The organism is Bradyrhizobium sp. 41S5 (genome assembly GCF_011516665.3).
In the GTDB taxonomy this organism is placed as follows: domain Bacteria; phylum Pseudomonadota; class Alphaproteobacteria; order Rhizobiales; family Xanthobacteraceae; genus Bradyrhizobium; species Bradyrhizobium quebecense.
Genome location: NZ_CP083721.1, coordinates 4,047,211 through 4,068,939 on the forward strand (window position 1 = coordinate 4,047,211; position 21,729 = coordinate 4,068,939).

Genomic DNA, 21,729 nt, shown 5'->3' on the forward strand with positions numbered 1-21,729 from the left:
TGGAATGGACGGGACGACTCATGGGGGCCAAGATGGACGCCAAGGGGGCGGTCACGACGGTCATCCGGCGTCGGCCTTGAACCGGCCAAACGGCTGATCCGACTATTAGGCGGCGGTCGCACGAGCGGCGCACTTGTCGTGCAGGCGGGAATTGGGATGAAGAGCTGGCTTTCGAGACTTTCAGCGGCCCTGTTGGCGGTCGCCTTTGTCGCATCGGCGGCGCCCGCCCGGGCTGAAAAGCGCGTCGCGCTGGTGATCGGCAACAATGATTACAGGAACGTGCCCAAACTGCAGAAGGCGGTCAACGACGCCCGCACCATGGGCGACACGCTGAAGCAGCTCGGTTTCAACGTCATGGTGGCCGAGAATTTGAACCGGCAGGCGTTCTCCGAGACGCTGCTCGCCTTCGACCGCGCCGTGGAACCCGGCGACACCGCGTTCTTCTTCTATGCCGGTCACGGCTTTGAGATCGCGGGCCAGAATTTCCTGCTGCCGACCGACGTGCCGGCCGCCACCGAAGGGCAGGAGGAGCTGGTACGCGACGCTTCGGTTCTCGCCGACCGCATCATCGAGCGGTTGCAGAACAAGAAGGCGCGGACCTCGATCCTGGTGTTCGACGCCTGCCGCAACAATCCATTCGAGCGCTCCGGCACGCGCGCCGTTGCCGGCGGCGGTGGCCTCGCGCCGATGACGCAGCTGCCCGAAGGCGTGTTCTCGGTGTTTTCGGCGGGGCCGCGCCAGACCGCGCTCGACCGGCTCTCGAACGACGATGCCAATCCCAATTCGGTCTTCACGCGAACCTTTGCCAGGGAGTTGCTGCGGCCCGGTGAAAACCTGGTGCAGGTTGCCCAGCGTACGCGGCGCCTGGTCAGCGAGATGGCCGAGACCGTGAAGCACAAGCAGATCCCGGTTTATTTCGACCAGATGGTCGACGACGTCTTCCTGAACGGGATCGCGAAGGGGCAGGCCGAGGCGGTCAAGCCGTCGGCTCCGCCGCAGCAGGTGGCCGCGCTGCCGCCGGTCTCGGTGCCGAAGCCGCCGAAGGACGATTCCATCAACGCGCCGATCGCGAGCTTCTCGCGGCACAATGGCGGCTGGACCGTCGTGTTCTCGATCGCCGATCCGACGCTCGGCATCTCCTGGCGGATCGGCGATAGCGGCGATTTCCGCGAAACCGGCTTCATGGATACGCTCGATCCGCGCACGCGCAAGCGGATGCCCAATCCATCGATCGAGCTGCCGGCCGATGCGCCGGCGGCCACGATCGAGCTTCGCTATGTCGATCCGCAGGGCGAGATGCAGGGGCCGTTCCCGATCAAGTTCGATCCCGACGCCGCGCTGATCCGCGACCAGCGCAAGATCCTCGACATGACCGCGACGAGCTGGCTGTCGTTCCGCGAGTTCAACGGGCTGCTCGTCTACTATACGCATCTGATGTCGTATCGCTGCGCGATCCGCGAGGTGCGGATCGGCATCGACACCGCGGTGCCCGACAAGGTGTTGAAGATGCCGGCCTGCAATTCGCGCGATCCGGGCGCAATCCCGTCCGACGCGCAGCCCTATCTGAAGCTCGCGCCGCAGACCAAATCGGTTTCGGTGGAACTGACCTATCGCGACGGCAGCGTGTCGGAAATCAAGACGTTCAGGCGATAGCATAGCATCCTTGTCGTCCGATCTGCGTTAGAGTCGGCGCCCGAGAGGCGACGCAGCGATAAGGACGGCATCATGGATGCAGGCAATCCGGCAGCGCCGAAGACGCGTCAGATGAAGGTGCGCTGCTGCGTCGTCGGCGGCGGGCCCGCCGGCATGATGCTCGGTTATCTGCTCGGACGCGCCGGCGTTGATGTTGTGGTGCTGGAAAAGCACGCCGACTTCTTCCGCGACTTCCGCGGCGACACCGTGCATCCGTCGACCCTGCAGGTGATGGACGAACTCGGTCTGATCGACGGCTTCCTGAAGCTGCCGCATCAGGAAATCCAGAGGCTCGACGGCATGTTCGGCGGCACCTCGGTGCGGATCGCCGACCTCAGCCGCCTCAGCGTCAAATATCCTTTCATCGCGATGATGCCGCAGTGGGACTTCCTCGATTTCCTGCGCGAGAGCGGCAAGCGTTTCCCCTCGCTGCAGGTTTTGATGAGCGCCGAGGCGACCGACCTGATCCGGCGCGGCGACGCTGTTGCAGGCGTCCATTTGAAAACGCCTGATGGCCCCATCGAGATCGAGGCCGATCTCACGATCGGCTGCGACGGCCGCCATTCGATCGTGCGCGAGCACGCCGGCCTCGACGTCGAGGAGATCGGCGCGCCGATGGACGTGCTGTGGTTTCGCGTCGGGCGGCGTCGGGACGAGACCGAGAATTTGTTCGCCCGCATCGACCACGGCAAGATGATGGTGACGTTCGACCGCGGCGACTATTGGCAATGCGCCTATGTCATCGCCAAGGGACAATACGAGGCCGTGAAGGCGAGGGGATTGCCGGCGCTGCTCGACGACGTGCTGCGGCTCGCGCCGATCCTCAAGGCCGGCATTGCCGACGTGAAGAGTTTTGACGACGTCAAGCTGCTCACGGTTGCGATCAATCGCCTGACGCGCTGGACCCGTCCCGGCCTGCTCTGTATCGGCGACGCCGCGCACGCGATGTCGCCGATCGGCGGCGTCGGCGTCAACCTCGCGGTGCAGGACGGGGTCGCGACCGCCAACATCCTGGCGGCCAAGCTCGCGCAAGGTTGTCCGCCGGAGGATGAGCTCGATGCCGTGCGGCGGCGCCGCGAATTCCCGGTGCGGGTGACGCAACGCATGCAGGTGATCGCGCAGAACAACATCATCAGCGCTGCGCTGAAGGGCGGCGATCAACCGGTGCCGTTCGCGTTGCGGTTGATCACTGCGATGCCCTGGCTGCAAGGGCTGACGGCGCGTCTTGTCGGGGTCGGGGTGCGGCCGGAGCACGTGCACTCGCCGGCGGCGGGCTGAAGCGGCCCGCGTGCCGGCGAACTTCTCCCGGGCCAACCGGACGCGAAGGCCCCGGCGTGGTGCCGGGGCCTCTGTGTCTCAGGCCATCACCGAATAGCCGCCGTCGACGGGGATCGCGGTGCCGGTGACGAAGTCCGACGCCGGCGAGGCCAGGAACACGGCGATGCCCGCGAAGTCGTCGATGGCTCCCCAGCGGGCCGCTGGCGTGCGTGCGAGCACGCGCTCGTGCAGCCCGGCGACCTGCTCGCGCGCGCCCTTCGTCAGATCGGTGTCGATCCAGCCGGGAAGGATGGCGTTGACCTGGATGTTGTCGGGGGCCCAGGCGTTGGCGCAGGCGCGGGTGTACTGCACGATGCCGCCCTTGCTTGCGGCATAGGCTGCAGCGAAGCTCGCGCCGAAGATGGACATCATCGAGCCGATATTGATGATCTTGCCGTGGCCCGAGGCCTTGAGCGCCGGATAGGCCGCCTTCGAGCACAGGAAGGCGCTGGTGAGGTTGGTGTCGATCACCTTGCTCCACTCGTCGAGCTCGAGCTCGTGCGGCGGCTTGCGGATGCTCATGCCGGCGTTGTTGACGAGGATGTCGATCCGGCCCAACTCGCCGATGACCCGCTCGACCATCGCCGCAACGGCGGCCTTGTCGGTCACGTCGGTTGCCACCGCGATCGCCTTGACGCCACGCTTGCCGAGATCCTCGACGGCGGCCTTCGATTTCGCCTCGTTGCGGCCGACCACGGCAACCGCCGCGCCGGCATCCGCGAGGCCGCGCGCCATGCCAAGCCCGATGCCGCCATTGCCGCCGGTGACGATCGCGACCCTGCCCGAGAGATCAAACTGTCCGTTGCTCATTGTCGTTGTCCGCTGTGGTTTGAATCCGGTCGCGAGCGTGCCCGATCGCAGCAGCGCTGACCAGATCGGGCGCGGCCGGTCGGCCCTGCACCGCGAGGGGTGCGCGCGAGCTTGTTCTGGAAGACGTTCGGGCAACAAAAAAGCCCCGGACAATGCCGGGGCTTTTCGTCTGCTATGTCAGCAGGGATCAGTACTCAGCTCAGTACTTGGCAACAACCGGACCGGTCCAGTTGAAGCGGTAGACCAGCGAGGTGCTGATGGTCTGGACGAGCGGCTTGAAGGTGATGTCGCGGCCGTTCGAGATGTTGGTGACGTCGGCGAGTTCCGAGATGTTCTTGCTGTCGTAGTAGGCAGCACGGTACTCGGTCTTCATGAACCAGCCCGGCGCGGTGATACCGAAGATGTTCAGGTTGTTCTCGACGCCGCCGCCGACGAACCAGCCGCTGCGATCGAAGCCGTTGGTGTGCAGGCCCGACGGGAGAGCGGTCGCGGTGTTGAACAGCGTGGTGCCCTTCCAGTGCGAGCTGGAGTAACCGGCGTTGACATAGGACAGAACGTTCGGAGCAACCAGATAGCCGAGGCGCGCACCGGCGGCCCAGCTGTAGTCGTTCTTGATGCTGCCGGCGAGGAACGGACCCTGATCCTGGATCGTGCCCTTCAGGCTGCCGAACTGACCGTCGGCGAACACGCCGAGAACCCAGCTGTTGGCGGTCTGCCAGTCATAGCCGGCGCCGACGGTGCCGTACCAGCCATCGCCGCCCTGGCGCTGGTTGAAGCCGAGGATCGGTGCGCCCGTGACGGTCGACTGAACACCGGTGTCAGCGTCCCAGACGCCGCCGCCGCCACCGCCGAAGATGTAGAAGCCGGTCCAGCTCGGAGCGACTGCGATCGGGGCCGGAGCCTTGGTGTAGGGGCGGGCGGCCAGATCGGCAGCTGACGCGGAACCCGTCATCGCAGCAACCGCGGTCAGAGCGAGCAAAATCTTCTTCATTTCCAAATCCTCGACTAGCGTTCGATCGGGTCGCTGACGGGGGCACGATGGCACCGATTCCCGAAACTCATGTCAGAACTATACGTGGTTCCGCCGGAAATGCTGTTGCGGGTGAGACACAACCGCCCGAAAACGAAACCGCAGACACTCTCCGAAAAGGCGAATGAAAACGGCCGCCCCGATCTGGAGGCGGCCGGAAAATCATTTTAAGTCAGTTGGTTAGGCCCTAGGTCGTGTGGACACTTACCGCATCCATAGGACGGTGGCTGCGATGGTAACGACGGCAAGGTAATTTCGGGCGGTCTTTTCGAAGCGGGTTGCGACGCGGCGGAATTGCTTGAGTTTTGAGAAGCAGCACTCCACGAGATGACGCTGGGCATAGAGATGCTTGTCGAGCGGATATTTGAGTGCCCGTGACGGATTGTTGGGGATGACGGCGAGTGCTCCCTTGGCGGCGATGGCTTGGCGCAAATGATCGGCGTCATAGGCTGTATCGGCCATGACGACCTCGGCTGGTAATCCCTCGAGCAAAGCAGCCGCTTGTGGCGCATCGCCCTTCTGACCTGCGCTCAGCGTGAACCGTACGGGACATCCCAAGCCCCGAACGGCCATGTGAATCTTGGTGCGCAGACCACCGCGCGAGCGGCCGATCGCCTGATCTTCAGACCCCCTTTTTTGGCCCCGGCAGCGTGCTGGTGGGCTCGGACGATGGTGGAATCGACGATCAGATATTCGAAGTCCGGATCATCGGACATCACCTCGAAGATCCGCCACCAAACTCCCTTGAGGCTCCAACGACTGAAGCGACGGAAGACGCTGTTCCAGTCCCCGAATGCTTCAGGCAGATCACGCCAGGGAGCGCCCGTACGAACGATCCAAAGCACGCCTTCCACGAACATCCGATTGTCGCGCCCGGTCGAGCCTTTCTGGTCAGGCCGACCTATAATCAGAGGCGCCATTCGTTCCCATGCCGCATCGCTCAAAACCAAACGGTCCAGCACACCCAAGACTGCCTCCCCAAAGGCAGCCTTGAATCTGATTTGCTCCTAAAAGGGAATCCCTAGAGTCCACACGACCTAGACGTCGAGCAGATCGTCGCTTGCGAATTCGGCCTTGTCGGAGATGAAGGCAAAGCGGGCTTCCGCCTTGGTGCCCATCAGCCGCTCGACCGAGTCGGCGGTGCCCTCGCGATCGTCGGCAAGCAGCACCACGCGCAACAGCGTGCGCTTGGCCGGATCCATCGTGGTCTCCTTCAGCTGCGCCGGCATCATCTCGCCGAGGCCTTTGAAGCGATTCACCTCGACCTTGGCGTTGGCGTTGAATTCGCTCTTGAGCAATTCTTCCTTGTGGGCGTCGTCGCGGGCGTAAACCGACTTGGTGCCGTGCTTCAATTTGTAGAGCGGCGGCACCGCCAGATAGAGATGTCCCTCGTCGATCAGCCGCGGCATCTGCCGGTAGAAGAAGGTGATCAGGAGCGATGCGATGTGCGCGCCGTCGACGTCGGCGTCGGTCATGATGATGATGCGCTGATAGCGCAGATCCTCTTCGCGGTAGTGCGCGAGCGTGCCGCTGCCGATCGCCTGCACGAGATCGGAGAGCTGCGCGTTGGCGGTCAGCTTGTCCTTGCCGGCAGAGGCGACGTTGAGGATCTTGCCGCGCAGCGGCAACACGGCCTGCGTCTTGCGATCGCGTGCCTGCTTGGCGCTACCCCCGGCCGAGTCGCCTTCGACGATGAAAAGTTCAGAGCCTTCGGTGCCGGCATCGGAGCAATCCGCGAGCTTGCCCGGCAGACGCAGCTTCTTGCCGGCGGTCTTGCGCGCGGTTTCCTTCTCCTGGCGGCGGCGCAGCCGCTCCTCGGCGCGATCGATCACGAAGTCGAGCAGCCGGTTGGCCTGGTTCGGATTGCCTGACAGCCAGTGGTCGAACGGATCCTTCATCGCCTGTTCGACGATGCGCTGCGCTTCGGCGGTGGCGAGGCGGTCCTTGGTTTGGCCCTGGAATTCAGGCTCGCGCACGAACACCGAGAGCATCACGGCCGCGCCCACCATCACGTCTTCCGAAGTGATGGAGGCTGCGCGCTTGCCCTGGCCGGCGCGCTCGGCGTGGTCCTTCAAGCCGCGCAGCAGCGCGCTGCGCAGGCCTGATTCATGCGTGCCGCCATCGGGCGTCGGCACGGTGTTGGTGTAGGACGACAGGAAGCCGTCGGCATCGGCCGTCCAGGCCACCGCCCATTCGCAGGCGCCATGCGCGCCGCTGCGGCCAGATTTGCCGGAGAAGATATCCTGATGCACCAGCGTGTCGGCATGGATCGCCGCGGCCAGATAGTCCTTCAGGCCGCCGGGGAAGTGGAACTTGGCTTCCGTCGGGACGTCTTCGACGCCTTTCAACAGCTCCTGGTCGCAGCGCCAGCGGATTTCGACGCCGCCGAACAGATACGCTTTCGAGCGCGTCATCTTGAACAGACGCTGCGGCTTGAAGGCCGCCTTGGCGCCGAAAATATCGGTGTCCGGTTTGAAGCGGATGCGCGTGCCGCGGCGGTTGTTGATCTTGCCGAGGTCTTCGAGTTTGCCCTTGGGATGGCCGCGCTCGAAGGTCATGCGGTGCAACTGCCCGCTGCGCGCGACCTCGACCTCGAGCCGTGAGGAGAGGGCATTGACCACGGAGACGCCGACGCCGTGCAGGCCGCCCGAAGTTTCGTAGACCTTGGAGTCGAACTTGCCGCCCGAATGCAGCGTGCACATGATGACTTCGAGCGCCGACTTCTTCGGGAATTTCGGATGCGGATCGACCGGGATGCCGCGGCCGTTGTCGGTTACGGTCAGGAAGCCGTCGGTGGTCAGCTCCACGTCGATGAAGGTGGCGTGGCCGGCGAGGGCCTCGTCCATGCAGTTGTCGATCACCTCGGCGAACAGATGGTGCAGCGCCTTTTCGTCGGTGCCGCCGATATACATGCCGGGCCGCCGGCGGACCGGTTCCAACCCTTCCAGTACCTCGATATCAGCCGCCGTGTAGCCGGCTTCGGCGCTTCCCGTGGGCCGGGAAGCAGCCTTCGCCGGGGCGCGTCCCTTCGGCTCCGGGGCTCCGAACAAATCGTCGGCAGATTTACTTTTGGCGTTTGATTTCAGTGGTTTGGACATTGTTCTTCAAGTGGTGCGCCGGTCTGGCGCAGCGAATCGGTTGCTCTGACTATGCCACGGATGGGCTGCCAAATGGGGGCGGCCGCGCCGTCAGGGCCCGGCCGCCTGAATAGATAGGAGCCTGCGATTACGCCCGCGAGGTGCGGAATACAACGACCGTGAACAGGGCCATGGCGGCGACCACCATCAGCGATCCCATGATCGGCGCCGCCTCGAACGCGGGACCCTTCAGCAACACCGCGCCAACGCCGGCCGGAAACAGGATTCCGCCGACGATATGCAGCCAGCCCTGGATACTGGCGAGCAACATGGTTCCTGCCGCCGGCACCAGCCGGTAGTACAGGCCGAACAGGAACAGCAGCACGCCGCCGACCAGATTGAGATGGGCATGCGCCGGCCCCAACGTGAAGTCGTGCTGGATACCCATAACGATGCCCGCGAGCATTCCGAACAACAAGACGAGAACGCCGACGCACATCATCAGTGACCCGATCATCCAGTGGTTCCTTTTTCCTATGAGGGAGGTGCCAGCCAGCCCGGACCGCTGGGGCCTTACCGGAAATCACGTTTGATCCCCGCCTTTGTGACTTGATGTCACGCAATGGGCTGGCTTACCTGTTCTTAGGCTGTGTGCCGCTACAAAGGTTCATTCGGTTTTCAACGCAGCGGAGGGCACTCGACGAGATGGAAGACCTTGCGCGGGCCCTGGCCGAATTCGTCCGCCATCATCAGGCTTGGGCCGCTCCGATCGTCATGCTGCTGGCGTTCGCTGAATCGCTCGCCTTCATCTCGTTGCTGGTGCCCGCCTGGGGTGCGCTGGTCGCGATCGGCGCCCTGATCGGCGTCAGCGGGATCAATTTCTGGCCGATCTGGATCGCGGGCGGCATCGGCGCCGCACTCGGCGACTGGCTCTCCTACTGGTTCGGCTATCGCTACAAGGAGCACGTCGCCCAGATGTGGCCGCTGTCGCGCTATCCGGAGATCCTGCCGCGCGGCGAGGCCTTCGTGAAATCCTGGGGCGTGCCCAGCATCTTCATCGGCCGCTTCTTCGGCCCGCTGCGGGCCTCGGTGCCGCTTGCCGCCGGCATTTTCGAGATGTCGTACTGGCAATTCCAGATCGCCAATTTCGTCTCCGCCCTGGTCTGGTCGGCAGCGCTGCTGCTGTTCGGCGACGTCATCGGCCAGATCGTCGAGTGGATATGGCGGGTGGTGTAACGACTTCAGGAATATCGCTACGATGCAGGGGTTAGGCGGAAGAACAATTGCTTGCACAACCGTCTTCGCACGAGTGTCAAAACGCTGAGCAAAACTCACCGCGGCAGACGTGGCTCCGCCGGGCGCATCAACGTTTTACTGGAAGGACAAGACATGGAATTGACACGACGTCACGCTCTCGCAGGCGCGGCCGGCATCGCCGCCGCACCGTTGTTGCCTGCCGTTCCCGCGGCCGCCGCAGCGCCCGCCGCCGACAGGCAGGCGCCGAGCTTCTATCGCTACAAAGTCGGCGACATCCTCGTCACCGCGGTGTCCGACGGCAAGAATATCTTCAAGCTGGAAGATTCCTTCATCCCGAATGCGAAGCGGGACGATGTCAACGCGGCGCTGGAGAAGGCGTTCATGCCGCGCGACATGGTATCGATCTGGTTCGCGCCGCTGGTGCTCAACACCGGCGGCAAGCTGGTCGTGATCGACACCGGCAACGGTGCGCTGGCAAGGGCCAACAGCAAGGGTGCCAACGGCCTGTTCGCCGACAATTTCGCCGCGGCCGGCTTTGATCCGAAGAATGTCGAGATGGTCGTGATCTCGCACTTCCATACCGACCATGTGAACGGCCTGCTCACAGCCGAGGGCACGCCGGCGTTCCCGAATGCCGAAGTGCTGGTGCCGGCAACCGAATGGAAGTTCTGGATGGACGACGGCGAGATGAGCCGGGCGCCGGCCGGCCGCATGCAGGGCCTGTTCAAGAACAACCGCAATATCTTCGAGGCCGGCCTGAAGAAGAAGGTCACGCCCTACGAGTGGGGCAAGGAGATCGCGCCGGGCCTGACCTCGGTCGAGACCGTCGGTCACACGCCGGGCCACACCTCTTACGTGCTGGCTTCGGGTCCGGACAGGGTCTTCATCCAGTCCGACGTCACCAACAATCCGAACCTGTTCGCGGCCAATCCCGGCTGGCATGCGTTCTTCGACCAGGACGGCGACGTGGCGGAGAAGACCCGCCGCCGCATCTACGACATGGTGATCGCGGAGCGGCTCCAGGTGCAGGGCTATCACTATCCGTTCCCGGGCCTCGGCAATGTGGTGAAGGACGGCAACGGCTACCGCGTCGTGCCGGCGCCGTGGAATCCGGCGATCTGAACGGTTTTCCTTGACGCAAAATGGGCGCGGCCTTATAGCCGCGCCCATGATCAACGCCGCGACCATCATCATCGCCCGCCGCCGCCGCATTCTCGCGGTATGGGCGGTCGCTCGCGTCTAAGACCATCGCCTCTGCCGCCGGATCTCCTCCCGCGGCGCTCTCCTGAAAAAAGACACGCGGTTCGATCTGGCGGCTCCTTCGTCACACAGGAGTTTCGACCATGTATACGCCACCGCCCTTCAAGCCTGACCGCGCCGCAAGCCTCGGCTTTGCGGAAGCGCGCGGTTTCGGCATCGCCTGCGCGTGGGACGGCGGCAAGCCGATCGCCTCCGCGCTGCCGTTCTATTTGAGCTACGCCGCCGACGGCACGCCGCGGGCGCTGTTTCATGTTGCCCGTCACAATCCGCTGGTAAAGCTGGCGCACGGGGGCCCTTGGCTGCTGGCCGTCACCGGCGCGGATGCCTATGTGTCGCCGGACTGGTATGTGTCGCCCGACCAGGTGCCGACCTGGCTCTATCAGGCCGTCCATCTGACCGGGCCAGTGCGGGCGCTGTCGGGCGAGGAACTCGCCGTTCAGATCAACACGCTGAGCGCCAAGTTCGAGGATCGGCTGCTGCCGAAAAAGCCGTGGGTGTCGGGCCAGATGACCGCCGCGCGGCTGGAAGCAATGAAGAAGGCCATCGTGGGCCTCGAGATGATGGTGGAAGTGGTGGAGGGCAGTTTCAAGCTGAACCAGCACAAGTCTGAAACTGATTTCGCGGCGGTCGGCAACACGCTCGCATTGCAGGCCGAAGCCGGTGCCCGGGACATCGCGGCTTTGATGCGCGAGGTGCGCCCGCAGGCTTTCGCGATGATACAGGCCGAGATGACGACGCTTCCGAGGAGCGAGTAATGACGAAGAAGAAAATCGGAATTTTGGGCGCGTCCGGCTACACCGGCGCCGACGCGGTGCGCCTGTTGGCGCGGCACCCGAATGCCGAAATCACCGCGCTTACCGCCAACACCCATGCCGGCAAGGCGATGAGCGAGGTGTTTCCTCACTTCTTCATGCTCGACCTGCCAAAACTCGTGGAGTGGGAAAAAGTCGACTGGACGCGGCTCGATGCCGCGTTCTGCGGACTGCCGCATGGGACGACGCAAGAGATCATCGCCGCGGTGCTGAAAGCCAATCCCAGAATCAAGATCCTCGATATGTCCGCGGATTTCCGGCTGCGCAACAAAGACAGCTACGCGCAATGGTACGGCCATGAGCACCGGGCGCTCGAATTGCAGGACGAGGCCGTCTATGGGTTGACCGAACTCTACCGGGAGAGGGTCACGGCCGCGCGGCTGGTGGCCTGTCCCGGCTGCTATCCGACGGCGGTGCTGCTGGCGCTTGTTCCGCTGGCGAAGGCAAAGCTGATTGACGTCGACGAGATCATCATCGACGCAAAGTCGGGCGTCACCGGCGCCGGACGCGGACTGAAGCAGAACACGCTGTTCAGCGAGGCCGGCGAAGGGTTGTCGCCCTATTCGATCGGAAGCCACCGACACTCGGCGGAGATCGAGCAGGAGATCGGCGCAGCCGCTGGCTCGGCTGTGACAGTGAACTTCACCCCGCATCTCATTCCGATGGCGCGGGGTGAGTTCTGCACATCTTATGTCAAGCTCAACGGGGCTACGCCCGACGATTTGCGCGCCGAGCTGGAAAAGGCCTACGCCAACGAGCCGTTCGTATATGTGACGAAGAAGGGCGTGCTACCACAGACGCAGAACGTGCGCGGTTCGAATTACGTTCAGATCGGCGTCGTCGCCGACCGGATCAAGAACCGCGCCATCGTGCTCTCGACGCTCGATAATCTTGTGAAAGGGTCGGCCGGGCAGGCGATCCAGAATATGAACCTGATGTTCGGCTTGCCCGAAACCACCGGGCTGGAGCAGATCGCGCTGTTTCCGTGAGCGGGGGTTGTTGTCGTGGACGAGGATGCGCTCAATCTAGGAATAACAGCCGGATTGGCAGCGCAGGTGCGGCCAGACGTGTTAGCAAACGAAACGAACGAGCTCGAAAGGAGCATGCCATGACCGTCACCGACACCAACCAGCCGAAAACCAAGAGCGGTGCGACCAAGGCCACCGTGTTCGTCGACGGGGCGTCCGGCACCACCGGCCTCGGCATCCAGGAGCGGCTGCACGCGATCGGCGACGTCACGGTGAAGCACATCGCCGACGACAAGCGGAAGGATGCAGGCGCCAAGCGTGCGCTGATGGAGGAGGTGGATATCGTGATCCTCTGCCTGCCTGACGAGGCCGCCAAGGAGACCGTCGCGCTGATCGACACGATGGGCAATTCGGCGCCGAAGGTGCTCGATGCGTCGACCGCCTATCGCGTCGCGCCCGACTGGGCCTACGGTTTCGCGGAGCTCGCGCCCGACCAGGCCGACATGATACGCAACGCGCAGAAGGTCTCCAATCCGGGCTGCTATCCGACCGGTGCGATCGCGCTGCTGCGGCCGATCGTCGATGCCGGCCTGCTGCCGGCGGATTATCCCGTCACCGTCAACGCGGTGAGCGGCTATTCGGGCGGCGGCAAGTCGATGATCGCAAGCTTCGAGGACGGCTCGGCGCCTGCCTTCGAGCTCTATGGCCTCGGCTTCGAGCACAAGCACGTGCCGGAGATGCAGCTTTACTCGCATCTGACGCGGCGGCCGATCTTCATCCCGTCGGTCGGCAACTACCGGCAGGGCATGCTGGTCTCGGTGCCGCTGCAACTCGACACGCTGCCGGGCAAGCCGACCGGCGCTGACCTGCAGGCCGTACTGGCGAAGTGGTACGCCGGCAGCAAATACGTCTCGGCGATGCCGCTTCAGAACGAGGCCAGCAAGGGCGGGCGGATCGAGCCGGAGGCACTCAACGAGACCAACCAGCTCGAGCTCTATGTGTTCGCCAGCGACAAGCACCATCAGGCGGTGCTGGTTGCCCGGCTCGACAATCTGGGCAAGGGCGCCTCGGGTGCCGCGGTGCAGAACATGCGGCTGATGCTCGGGCTGGCCGACACCTGACGGCGAGGTACGCATCGTGGATGACGCCACGCTGCAATTCTACCGGCGCAATGCCGAGGCCTATGCCGGGTGGGCGAAAGCGGCGTCCATCCGGCTGATCGGCTTCCTCAAGCTGCTGCCTCCGGGCGGCGCGATTCTCGAGCTCGGCTGCGGTGCCGGCAATCATGCCGCTGTCATGCTCGCCGAAGGCTTCGTGCTGCGTGCGACCGACGGTTCACCGGAAATGGCTGAAGTCGCCGCGCGGCGCGTCAACCATCCCGTCGAGGCGATGCTGTTCGACGAACTCGAGGATCTCGAAACCTATGACGGCGTCTGGGCCAGTGCGTGCCTGCTGCATGTGCCGCGCGACGATTTGGCCGGCATCCTCGGCCGCATCCATCGTGCGCTGAAACCCGGCGGCATCTTCTACGCGAGCTACAAGATCGGCCATGGCGATGGCCGCGACAGCATCGGCCGCTACTACAATTATCCCGCGGCCGACTGGCTGACGGCGACCTACGCCGCGTCAGGGGCGTGGGTCCAGGTCTCGTCCGACACCAGCGAGATCAAGAGTTTCGACGAGGCGCCCGCGACGATGTTGCATATCGTTATGCGCAAGGGCGAGGAATAGCGCCGGCGCGACCGTCACCGCCGCCGGCGCGGATGTGTTGCTCAGAGAGCCTTGAAGATCGCGAGCGCCAGCACCGCCTGGGCGATGAAACCGACCGTGAAGGCCAGGGTGCGGAACACCGGCAGGCCGAGCGTGTAGACGATCAGATGCGCGACGCGGGCCCAGAAATAGACGGCGCAGGCCAGCACGGTCCATTTGGTGGAATAGTCGGCCGCGTTGAGGATCAGGACCAGCGGCGCGAAGATCACGAGGTTCTCGACCGCGTTGTCATGGGCGAACATCAGCCGGTTGGCCCATTCCGCGTGCGGTTTGTCGTTGCGCGAGGGATTGCCCATGGCGCCGGAGAGGCCGCGCACCTGGCAGCGGTTGATGATGTAGGGAATCCACAGCAGTCCGGTCAGGATCACCGTCAGCGACAGCCAGAACAATTCGCGCGTCATCGTCTCCCCCTCACGTGAATTCGATTCCCGACCGTCGGGACCATCTGTTTATAGCTGAGCGGAAGACCTGGCGCTACGCGAAGACTTGGCGCTACGCGCGGACGCGGACATAGCTGCCCGGAGCGTCCTCGAGCACGGACACCCCGTTCGAGCCCACAATGCGCGCCGGCACCGTCTCCGGATCATGGCTTTCCAGCCAGCCGCGCCAGTCGGGCCACCACGATCCCTTGTGTTCCTCGGCGCCCTTCAGCCAGTCGGCGAGCTTCATGTCCTTGATGTTGTCGTTGGTCCAGTATTGGTACTTCTTCGAGGCGGGCGGATTGACCACGCCGGCGATGTGGCCGGAGCCGGCCAGCACGTATCTCACCGGGCCGCCGAAGAACTGCGAACCGTAGAGCACCGATTCCGCCGGCGCGATGTGATCCTCGCGTGCTGCGAGGTTGTAGACCGGCACCTTCACCTTCGACAGATCGAGCAGCGTGTTGTCGAGCACCATCGTGCCGGTCGACAGCCGGTTCTCCAGATAGCAGTTGCGCAGATAGTAGGAGTGGTTCGACGACGGCATCCTCGTCGCGTCCGAATTCCAGTGCAGCAGGTCGAACGAGGAGGGCGGCTGGCCCTTCAGATAATTGTTCACGACATACGACCAGATCAGGTCGTTCGAGCGCAGCATGTTGAAGGCCATCGCCATCTTGCTGCCTTCGAGTACGCCGGATTCCTGCATGTCGCGTTCCAGCGCCGAGATCTGGTTCTCGTCGACGAACACCAGCAGGTCGCCGGCGTGGGTGAAGTCGACCTGCGCGGCAAAGAACGTCGCCGACGTCACGCGCTGGCGGCGCTTCTCGGCGAGATAGGCGAGCGTCGAGGCGAGCATGGTGCCGCCGACGCAATAGCCGGCGGTGTGCACCTTCAACTCGCCGGTGACCTTCTCGATCACGTCCATCGCCGCGAGCGGGCCCTCGGTCATGTAGTCGGCCCAGGTCTTCTTGCCGAGCTCCTTGTCCGGATTGACCCAGGAGATCACGAACACCGTGATGCCCTGATCGACGCACCATTTGACGTAGGATTTCTCGGGGCGCAGATCGAGGATGTAGAACTTGTTGATCCATGGCGGCACGATCAGGAGCGGCGTGCGCAGCACGTTCTCCGTCGCCGGCGAATACTGGATCAGCTGCATCAGCTCGTTCTGGTAGATCACCTTGCCCGGCGTCGTCGCCATGTTGACGCCGACCTCGAGGTTGCTCGAATCGGACTGGCGGATCCGCAGCGTGCCGTGGCCGGCCTCGATATCCTCGGCCAGCATCTTCATGCCGCGGACCAGATTGTCGCCATTGGTCTCGACGGTGGCGCGCAGCACTTCCGGATTGGTCAGCACGAAATTCGACGGCGCCAGCGCGTTGGTGATCTGCTGGACGTAGAATTCGGCCTTCTTGCGGGTGTGCGGATCAATTCCGTCGGCGTCGTTGACCAGCTGCTGCGCCCATCTCGCGGTCAACAGGTAGAGCTGGAGGATGAAGTCGAAGAACTGATTCGACTTCCACTCCGGATCCTGGAAGCGCTTGTCGCGCGGGGCCGGCGCGATCGCCGGCTTGGCATCGGCTTCGCCGGCCATGCGGCGCACCGCCGATCCCCAGAGATCGAGGTAATCCTTGCCGAGCTGCATCTGCAGCGACGAGGCGCGCTCCTTGTCGGCCAGCCAGTACTCGGCGATCACGCTGAAGGTCTTGATGACCTCACCGAGCTCGTTCGGCGGCTTGTCGCGGACTTCACCGGTCTGGCGCGGCTTGAGATAGGCTGCCAGCGCTTGGCCGCTGCTCTCCATCGCCCGCGCGATGTTCATGGCGAAGGCTTCGGCGTTGAATTTCGGGGCGGCTTGGGTGTCGGTACTGACGTTGCTCATCTGAGGTACCATATAGCGTCGTTTGGAGGGCGTCATCGCGCGGTGCGGCAACAAGAATCAGTCAAAAGCCGATGTTTCGCTCTGTTGCGGTGCGATAAAAAATCTTTGTTCCGTCATATTGAAGCCTCAGGGGTCGCATTTGTTGTTCACGCTTTAAGCGTTTCGGGCGACAATGGTTTGAAACGGCTAAAGCCAGGATTAATGCAGCAGGGACGCTGCAAGGCTCGTACCAGTGCGACCCGTGTCGGCAATGTGCGACGTGCGCGCTAGCTTGTTGGGGACAATTCGGCGCATGCCGATCGATCGAATGAACAGGGGCCTCGCGGCCGCAGCGCTGCTCGCGTCGATGCTGGCGCTCAGCGGGTGCTCGAGCACGATTGCCGATATGGCCATGCCGGCCGATGCGCCGGCGCGGCAAAAGGATGCCAACGGATACCTTCCGGTGCACGACATTCCGCCCGACCGCGCCGATCCGACGATCAAGCCGGCGGATCAGGCCAAGATCGAGCAGGAGCTGATTGCCGCACGCGAGCGGCAGGCGCAGGCGCAGGCGTCGACGGCAGCTCAAGGCGGGAAGTGAGCGCGCGAGATCGGCCGATCAGCGCTGGCGCCGCCCGGTGGCCGTGCTAAAAGAAACCAAATTCAACCGCAGATCCGGCCGCACTCCCCCGATCGTGCGCCTGAATTCGCCCTAAGTCATTGATTCAGTGCGATTTCTGTAAGAGGCCGAGCCGGCTTCCGCAAGTCAACCAAGGGGGACGATTCTGGCATCGCGGTCGTCGGAGCAAGGGTCCCATGGAAGATTTTTACCGCATTCGCCGTCTGCCGCCTTACGTCTTTGAAAAGGTCAACCAGGCCAAGGCGGCCGCGCGCAATGCCGGGGCCGACATCATCGACATGGGCATGGGGAACCCGGACCTACCGACCCCGCCCCATGTCATCGAGAAGCTCAAGGAGACGCTGGGCAAGCCGCGGACCGACCGCTACTCCGCCTCCCGTGGCATCAACGGCCTGCGCAAGGCCCAGGCCGCCTACTATGGGCGCCGCTTCGGCGTCAAGCTGAACCCCGATACCCAGGTGGTTGCGACGCTCGGCTCGAAGGAGGGGTTTGCCAACGTTGCGCAGGCGATCACCGCGCCCGGTGACGTCGTGCTGTGCCCGAATCCGAGCTACCCGATCCATGCGTTCGGCTTCCTGATGGCGGGTGGCGTGATCCGCTCGGTGCCGTCGGAGCCGACGCCGCAGTTCTTCGAGGCGGTCGAGCGGGCGATCCAGCATTCGATTCCGAAGCCGATCGCACTGATCGTCTGCTATCCGTCGAACCCGACCGCCTATGTCGCGGACCTCGACTTCTACAAGGATCTCGTCGCGTTCGCGAAGAAGCACGACATCTTCATCCTGTCCGATCTGGCCTACGCGGAAGTCTATTTCGACGAGAACAATCCGCCGCCATCGGTGCTGCAGGTCCCCGGTGCGCTCGACGTGACCGTCGAATTCACCTCGATGTCGAAGACGTTCTCGATGGCCGGCTGGCGCATGGGCTTTGCGGTCGGCAATGAGCGCATCATCGCGGCACTGGCGCGGGTCAAATCCTATCTCGATTATGGCGCCTTCACGCCGGTCCAGGTCGCGGCGACCGCCGCGCTGAACGGTCCCGACGACTGCATCCGCGAGATGCGCGACACTTACCGCAAGCGCCGCGACGCGCTGGTTGAGTCATTTGGCCGCGCCGGCTGGGACATTCCGCCGCCGCAGGCCTCGATGTTCGCCTGGGCGCCGCTGCCCAAGGCGTTCGAGGCGGTCGGCAGCATGCAGTTCGCGACCCTGATGGTGGAGAAATCCGGCGTCGTGGTGTCGCCGGGCGTCGCGTTCGGCGAGCATGGCGAAGGCTTTGTCCGTATCGCGATGGTGGAGAACGAGCAGCGCATCCGGCAAGCCGCGCGCGGCGTACGCCGCTTCCTTGAAAGCGGCATCGAAACGTTGCACAACGTCGTTCCTCTCGCCAACCGGCGCTAATCCTTCCAGGTTGCTTAATCTCCAGGTCCCTTAAATCCATGGTCGCACCCCTGAACGTGGGCATAGCGGGGCTCGGCACCGTCGGTGCCGATGTCGTCCGCCTCATCGAAACGCAAGGACGGGCGCTGGCCGAGCGCAGCGGCCGCGGCATCCGCGTCGTCGCCGTCACCGCGCGCTCGAAAGCCAAGAAGCGGGGCCTCGACCTGCGCGGCATCGCCTGGGCGAAGAGCCCGCAGGCGCTGGCCGAAGATCCCAATATCGACTGCTTCGTCGAATTGATGGGCGGTGCCGGCGATCCCGCGCTTTCCGCGATCGAAACCGCGCTGAAGGCCGGCAAGTCGGTCGTGACCGCCAACAAGGCGCTGATCGCCAAGCACGGGCTGCGGCTTGCCGCCGCTGCCGAGAAGCACGGCGGTGCGCTGAATTTCGAGGCGGCGGTCGGGGCGGCGATCCCGGTCATCAAGACGCTGCGCGAGGGCCTCGCCGGCACCAGCGTCAACCGCGTCTACGGCATCCTCAACGGCACCTGCAATTACATCCTGACGCGGATGGAGCAGGAGGGTTTGTCGTTCGAAGAATGCCTGAAGGACGCCCAGCGTCTGGGCTATGCCGAAGCCAACCCGTCATTCGACGTCGATGGTCACGATACCGCGCAGAAGCTTGCGATCCTGGCGAGCCTCGCTTTCGGAACCAAGGTCGCGGAAAGCGCGGTCTATGTCGAAGGCATCTCCTCGATCACGCCGGAAGACCTCAAGGCCGCCGCGGAACTCGGCTACCGCGTCAAGCTGCTCGGCGTTGCCGTGCGCACGGCAAAGGGCATCGAGCAGCGCGTGCACCCGACCATGGTGCCGAAATCATCCTCGATCGCGCAGGTGATGGGCGTGACCAACGCGGTGGCGATCGACGGCGAGGGAATTCCCCCGATCACGCTGGTCGGGCCCGGCGCCGGCGGCGGTGCGACCGCCTCGGCAGTGGTCGCCGACATCGCCGACGTGGCCCGCGGCATTCGTGCCAAGCCGTTCGGGCGTCCGGTGGAGCGGTTGCGCGACACCACCAAGGCGCCGATGGAACGCCATGAGGGTGGCTATTACATCCGCCTGATGGCGCGCGATCTTGCAGGCACTGCCGCAACAATCGCCACCCGGCTCGCGGAACAAAAGATATCTCTGGAGTCCATCGTGCAACGGCATCCGGATGGCGTCGATGTGAACGGTGCGGCCAAAAAACCTTCACCGGTCCCGGTCATTCTGATTACCTATGCGACCAGCGAGGATGCGGTGCATCGTGCGCTCGCCGCAGTGCAGCGCGATAAGGTCATCAGCGGCCGGCCGCAGGTGATCCGGATCGAGAAAAACTAGCGCATGGCCTGAACGGGTCGGGCGTGAGACGATTGATGCGGGCAGGCTGGCCTGTCCCCGAGGCTTTAAGGAGTACGCCGATGTCGACCCATATTTCCGTTCCGCCGCAGATGCTGCTCGAGCGCATCCTGACGCTCGAAATCGTGCGCGTGACGGAGCGCGCGGCGGTGTCGGCCGCGCGGCTGCGCGGCCACGGCCAGGAAAAGGCCGCAGACAAGGCCGCGGTCGACGCGATGCGGCGCGAGCTCAACAAGCTGCCGATCGAGGGCACCATCGTGATCGGCGAGGGCGAGCGCGACGAGGCGCCGATGCTGTTCATCGGCGAGAAGGTCGGCCTCAATGCCGGCCCCAAGGTCGATATCGCGGTCGACCCGCTCGAAGGCACCACGCTGTGCGCCAAGAACATGCCGGGCTCGATCGCCACCATGGCGATGGCCGACGGCGGCACGCTGCTGCACGCGCCCGACGTCTACATGCAGAAGATCGCGATCGGCCCGGGCTACGCCAAGAACGTGATCGAGCTCGACGCGCCGCCCGCCGACAACGTCCGCCGGCTCGCCAAGGCCAAGGGCGTCGATCCCAGCGCCATCAACGTGCTGGTGCTCGACCGTCCGCGCCATGCCGACATCATCAACGGCGTGCGCTCGACCGGCGCTGCCGTGCAGCTGATCACCGACGGTGACGTCGCCGGTGTCATTCATTGCGCCAAGCCCGATGAGACCGGCGTCGACATGTATATCGGCACCGGCGGCGCGCCCGAGGGCGTGCTGGCAGCGGTTGCGCTGCGCTGCATCGGCGGCCAGATGCAGTGCCGCCTGATCCTCGATACCGAGGAGAAGCGCGCGCGCGCGCACAAGATGGGCGTCACCGATCCGAAGATGATCTACGGCATCGAGGATCTGGCGAGGGGCGACTGCCTTTTCGCCGCCACCGGCGTCACCACCGGCTCGCTGCTCTCGGGCGTGAAGTTCAAGAAGGACGTGATCGAGACCGAGACGGTCGTGATGCGTTCGGTCACCGGCACCGTGCGCTACATCAAGGCCGAGCACCGCCAGCTGGAGAAGTTCCACCTGGATTGATGACGGCTGTCGTTCCGGGGCGATGCGCAGCATCGAACCACAGATGCGCAGTTGCGCGTCGGGGAAGCTCGAGCTTCCGGGTTCGCGCTCATACGCGTCCCCGGAATGACGCAACAAGAACAACAAGGGGAGACGAGCATGTCCGATCTGTCCGGCGTCAAGGCACTGGTGTTCGACGTGTTCGGGACCGTGGTCGACTGGCGCACCAGCCTGATCAACGACTTCACCAAATGGGGCGAGACGCGCGGCATCAGGGCCGACTGGACGGCGCTGGTCGACGGCTGGCGCGCAGTCTATGCGGCCTCGATGGACGAGGTGCGGAAGAACCCGCAGAACGGCTACGTCATTCTCGATGTGCTTCACCGCCGCTCGCTGGAGAAGCTGGTCGCACAGTTCGACATCAAGGGTCTCACCGAGGCCGACCTGCAGCATCTGACGCTGGGCTGGCATCGCCTGCACGGGTGGCCCGACAGCGTCGCCGGCCTGACCCGGCTGAAGACCAGATACATCATCTCGCCGCTGTCGAACGGCAACGTCGCGCTGCTGACCAACATGGCGAAGTTCGCAGGCCTGCCCTGGGACCTCGTGATGTCGGCCGAACTGTTCGAGCACTACAAGCCGGACCCGGAAACCTATCTCGGCGCGGCAAAGCTGCTCTGCCTGCCGCCGGAGCAGGTGATGATGGTTGCAGCCCACAATTACGATCTCAAGCACGCGCAAAAGCACGGCCTGAAGACGGCGTTCGTCGCGCGGCCGACCGAATACGGCCCGTTGCAGAAAGTCGATTTCGAGGCCACCGGTGCCTGGGACATCGTGGCCAAGGATTTCGGGGAAATCGCCACCCGGATGGGCTGCTAGAACTGGTCTGCTATCCATTGAAGCGCTACGATTCCTGCCCGAAGCGTCGGTTCTGATTGGATTTAGAGCCGAAGCCCTAGATTTGTTTTGACGTGTTGCCGTCACGCGAACCGCTGCCCACTTC

Annotated in this window: 20 protein-coding genes; 13 read left to right on the top strand and 7 right to left on the bottom strand. The window is 64.1% G+C overall.

What is annotated here, in order from left to right; genetic code table 11:
- Positions 1–156: 156 nt before the first annotated feature.
- Together HAP47_RS19215 and HAP47_RS19220 are read left to right on the top strand one after the other, a co-directional pair.
- The gene (locus tag HAP47_RS19215; protein WP_173643371.1) at positions 157–1,653 is read left to right on the top strand and encodes a caspase family protein; all 1,497 of its coding nucleotides are present in this window, start codon (positions 157–159) and stop codon (positions 1,651–1,653) included.
- 72 nt (positions 1,654–1,725) lie between these two features.
- On the top strand, positions 1,726–2,970 hold the full coding sequence (locus HAP47_RS19220) for an FAD-dependent oxidoreductase (protein ID WP_210285391.1): 1,245 nt from the start codon (positions 1,726–1,728) through the stop codon (positions 2,968–2,970).
- A 78-nt stretch (positions 2,971–3,048) separates the two neighbouring features.
- On the opposite strand, the gene HAP47_RS19225 is transcribed toward HAP47_RS19220, so the two are convergent.
- From HAP47_RS19225 to HAP47_RS19245, 5 genes are all read right to left on the bottom strand, one after another.
- A complete protein-coding gene (locus HAP47_RS19225; RefSeq protein WP_176396307.1) occupies positions 3,049–3,819 on the bottom strand; it encodes a glucose 1-dehydrogenase in 771 nt (256 codons plus the stop codon).
- A 199-nt stretch (positions 3,820–4,018) separates the two neighbouring features.
- A complete protein-coding gene (locus HAP47_RS19230; protein ID WP_173643372.1) occupies positions 4,019–4,810 on the bottom strand; it encodes an outer membrane protein in 792 nt (263 codons plus the stop codon).
- Between the two features lie 243 nt (positions 4,811–5,053).
- A protein-coding gene (locus HAP47_RS19235; RefSeq protein WP_173643373.1) for an IS5 family transposase occupies positions 5,054–5,817 on the bottom strand; the annotation gives its coding sequence in 2 pieces (ribosomal slippage) (positions 5,054–5,479 and positions 5,482–5,817; 762 coding nt in all).
- A gap of 69 nt (positions 5,818–5,886) precedes the next feature.
- Positions 5,887–7,947 (bottom strand): DNA topoisomerase IV subunit B, encoded by a 2,061-nt coding sequence (gene parE, locus HAP47_RS19240; protein ID WP_173643374.1) that lies wholly within the window; start codon positions 7,945–7,947, stop codon positions 5,887–5,889.
- Positions 7,948–8,074: 127 nt separating this feature from the next.
- Positions 8,075–8,443, bottom strand: coding sequence for a hypothetical protein (locus HAP47_RS19245; RefSeq protein WP_173643375.1), 369 nt, complete (start codon positions 8,441–8,443; stop codon positions 8,075–8,077).
- 188 nt (positions 8,444–8,631) lie between these two features.
- On the opposite strand from HAP47_RS19245, the gene HAP47_RS19250 reads away from it, so the two are divergent.
- The 6 genes from HAP47_RS19250 (at position 8,632) to HAP47_RS19275 (ending at position 13,954) form a co-directional block, all read left to right on the top strand.
- Positions 8,632–9,162: a DedA family protein gene (locus HAP47_RS19250; protein ID WP_173643376.1), complete on the top strand. Its 531-nt coding sequence runs from the start codon at positions 8,632–8,634 to the stop codon at positions 9,160–9,162.
- Between the two features lie 153 nt (positions 9,163–9,315).
- Entirely contained in the window at positions 9,316–10,305 is a 990-nt protein-coding gene (locus tag HAP47_RS19255) for an MBL fold metallo-hydrolase (RefSeq protein WP_173643377.1), read from the top strand.
- 221 nt (positions 10,306–10,526) lie between these two features.
- The gene (locus HAP47_RS19260) at positions 10,527–11,198 is read left to right on the top strand and encodes an FMN-binding negative transcriptional regulator (protein ID WP_173643378.1); all 672 of its coding nucleotides are present in this window, start codon (positions 10,527–10,529) and stop codon (positions 11,196–11,198) included.
- Positions 11,198–12,244: an N-acetyl-gamma-glutamyl-phosphate reductase gene (gene argC, locus HAP47_RS19265; protein WP_173643379.1), complete on the top strand. Its 1,047-nt coding sequence runs from the start codon at positions 11,198–11,200 to the stop codon at positions 12,242–12,244. Before HAP47_RS19260 ends, argC (HAP47_RS19265) begins: the two co-directional genes overlap by 1 nt.
- Before the next feature lie 119 nt (positions 12,245–12,363).
- Positions 12,364–13,344, top strand: a complete 981-nt coding sequence (argC, locus tag HAP47_RS19270; protein WP_173643380.1) for an N-acetyl-gamma-glutamyl-phosphate reductase — start codon at positions 12,364–12,366, stop codon at positions 13,342–13,344.
- 16 nt (positions 13,345–13,360) lie between these two features.
- A complete protein-coding gene (locus HAP47_RS19275; RefSeq protein ID WP_173643381.1) occupies positions 13,361–13,954 on the top strand; it encodes a class I SAM-dependent methyltransferase in 594 nt (197 codons plus the stop codon).
- A 41-nt stretch (positions 13,955–13,995) separates the two neighbouring features.
- On the opposite strand, the gene HAP47_RS19280 is transcribed toward HAP47_RS19275, so the two are convergent.
- Together HAP47_RS19280 and HAP47_RS19285 are read right to left on the bottom strand one after the other, a co-directional pair.
- Positions 13,996–14,394, bottom strand: coding sequence for an MAPEG family protein (locus HAP47_RS19280; RefSeq protein ID WP_173643382.1), 399 nt, complete (start codon positions 14,392–14,394; stop codon positions 13,996–13,998).
- Between the two features lie 91 nt (positions 14,395–14,485).
- Entirely contained in the window at positions 14,486–16,294 is a 1,809-nt protein-coding gene (locus tag HAP47_RS19285) for a PHA/PHB synthase family protein (RefSeq protein ID WP_173643383.1), read from the bottom strand.
- 292 nt (positions 16,295–16,586) lie between these two features.
- Between HAP47_RS19285 and HAP47_RS19290 the strand changes: the two genes are divergently transcribed.
- The 5 genes from HAP47_RS19290 to HAP47_RS19310 all read left to right on the top strand — a co-directional run bounded on the left by HAP47_RS19290 (position 16,587) and on the right by HAP47_RS19310 (position 21,605).
- Positions 16,587–16,874 (top strand): hypothetical protein, encoded by a 288-nt coding sequence (locus HAP47_RS19290; protein WP_173643384.1) that lies wholly within the window; start codon positions 16,587–16,589, stop codon positions 16,872–16,874.
- A gap of 215 nt (positions 16,875–17,089) precedes the next feature.
- Positions 17,090–18,310 carry an LL-diaminopimelate aminotransferase gene (locus tag HAP47_RS19295; RefSeq protein WP_173643385.1) on the top strand — a complete coding sequence of 407 codons (1,221 nt, stop codon included), beginning with the start codon at positions 17,090–17,092 and terminating at the stop codon, positions 18,308–18,310.
- Positions 18,311–18,348: 38 nt separating this feature from the next.
- Positions 18,349–19,668, top strand: coding sequence for a homoserine dehydrogenase (locus tag HAP47_RS19300; protein WP_173643386.1), 1,320 nt, complete (start codon positions 18,349–18,351; stop codon positions 19,666–19,668).
- A gap of 80 nt (positions 19,669–19,748) precedes the next feature.
- Positions 19,749–20,747, top strand: coding sequence for a class II fructose-bisphosphatase (gene glpX / locus HAP47_RS19305; protein ID WP_173643387.1), 999 nt, complete (start codon positions 19,749–19,751; stop codon positions 20,745–20,747).
- Positions 20,748–20,885: 138 nt separating this feature from the next.
- Positions 20,886–21,605 carry a haloacid dehalogenase type II gene (locus HAP47_RS19310; RefSeq protein WP_173643388.1) on the top strand — a complete coding sequence of 240 codons (720 nt, stop codon included), beginning with the start codon at positions 20,886–20,888 and terminating at the stop codon, positions 21,603–21,605.
- The last annotated feature ends 124 nt before the right edge of the window (positions 21,606–21,729 follow it).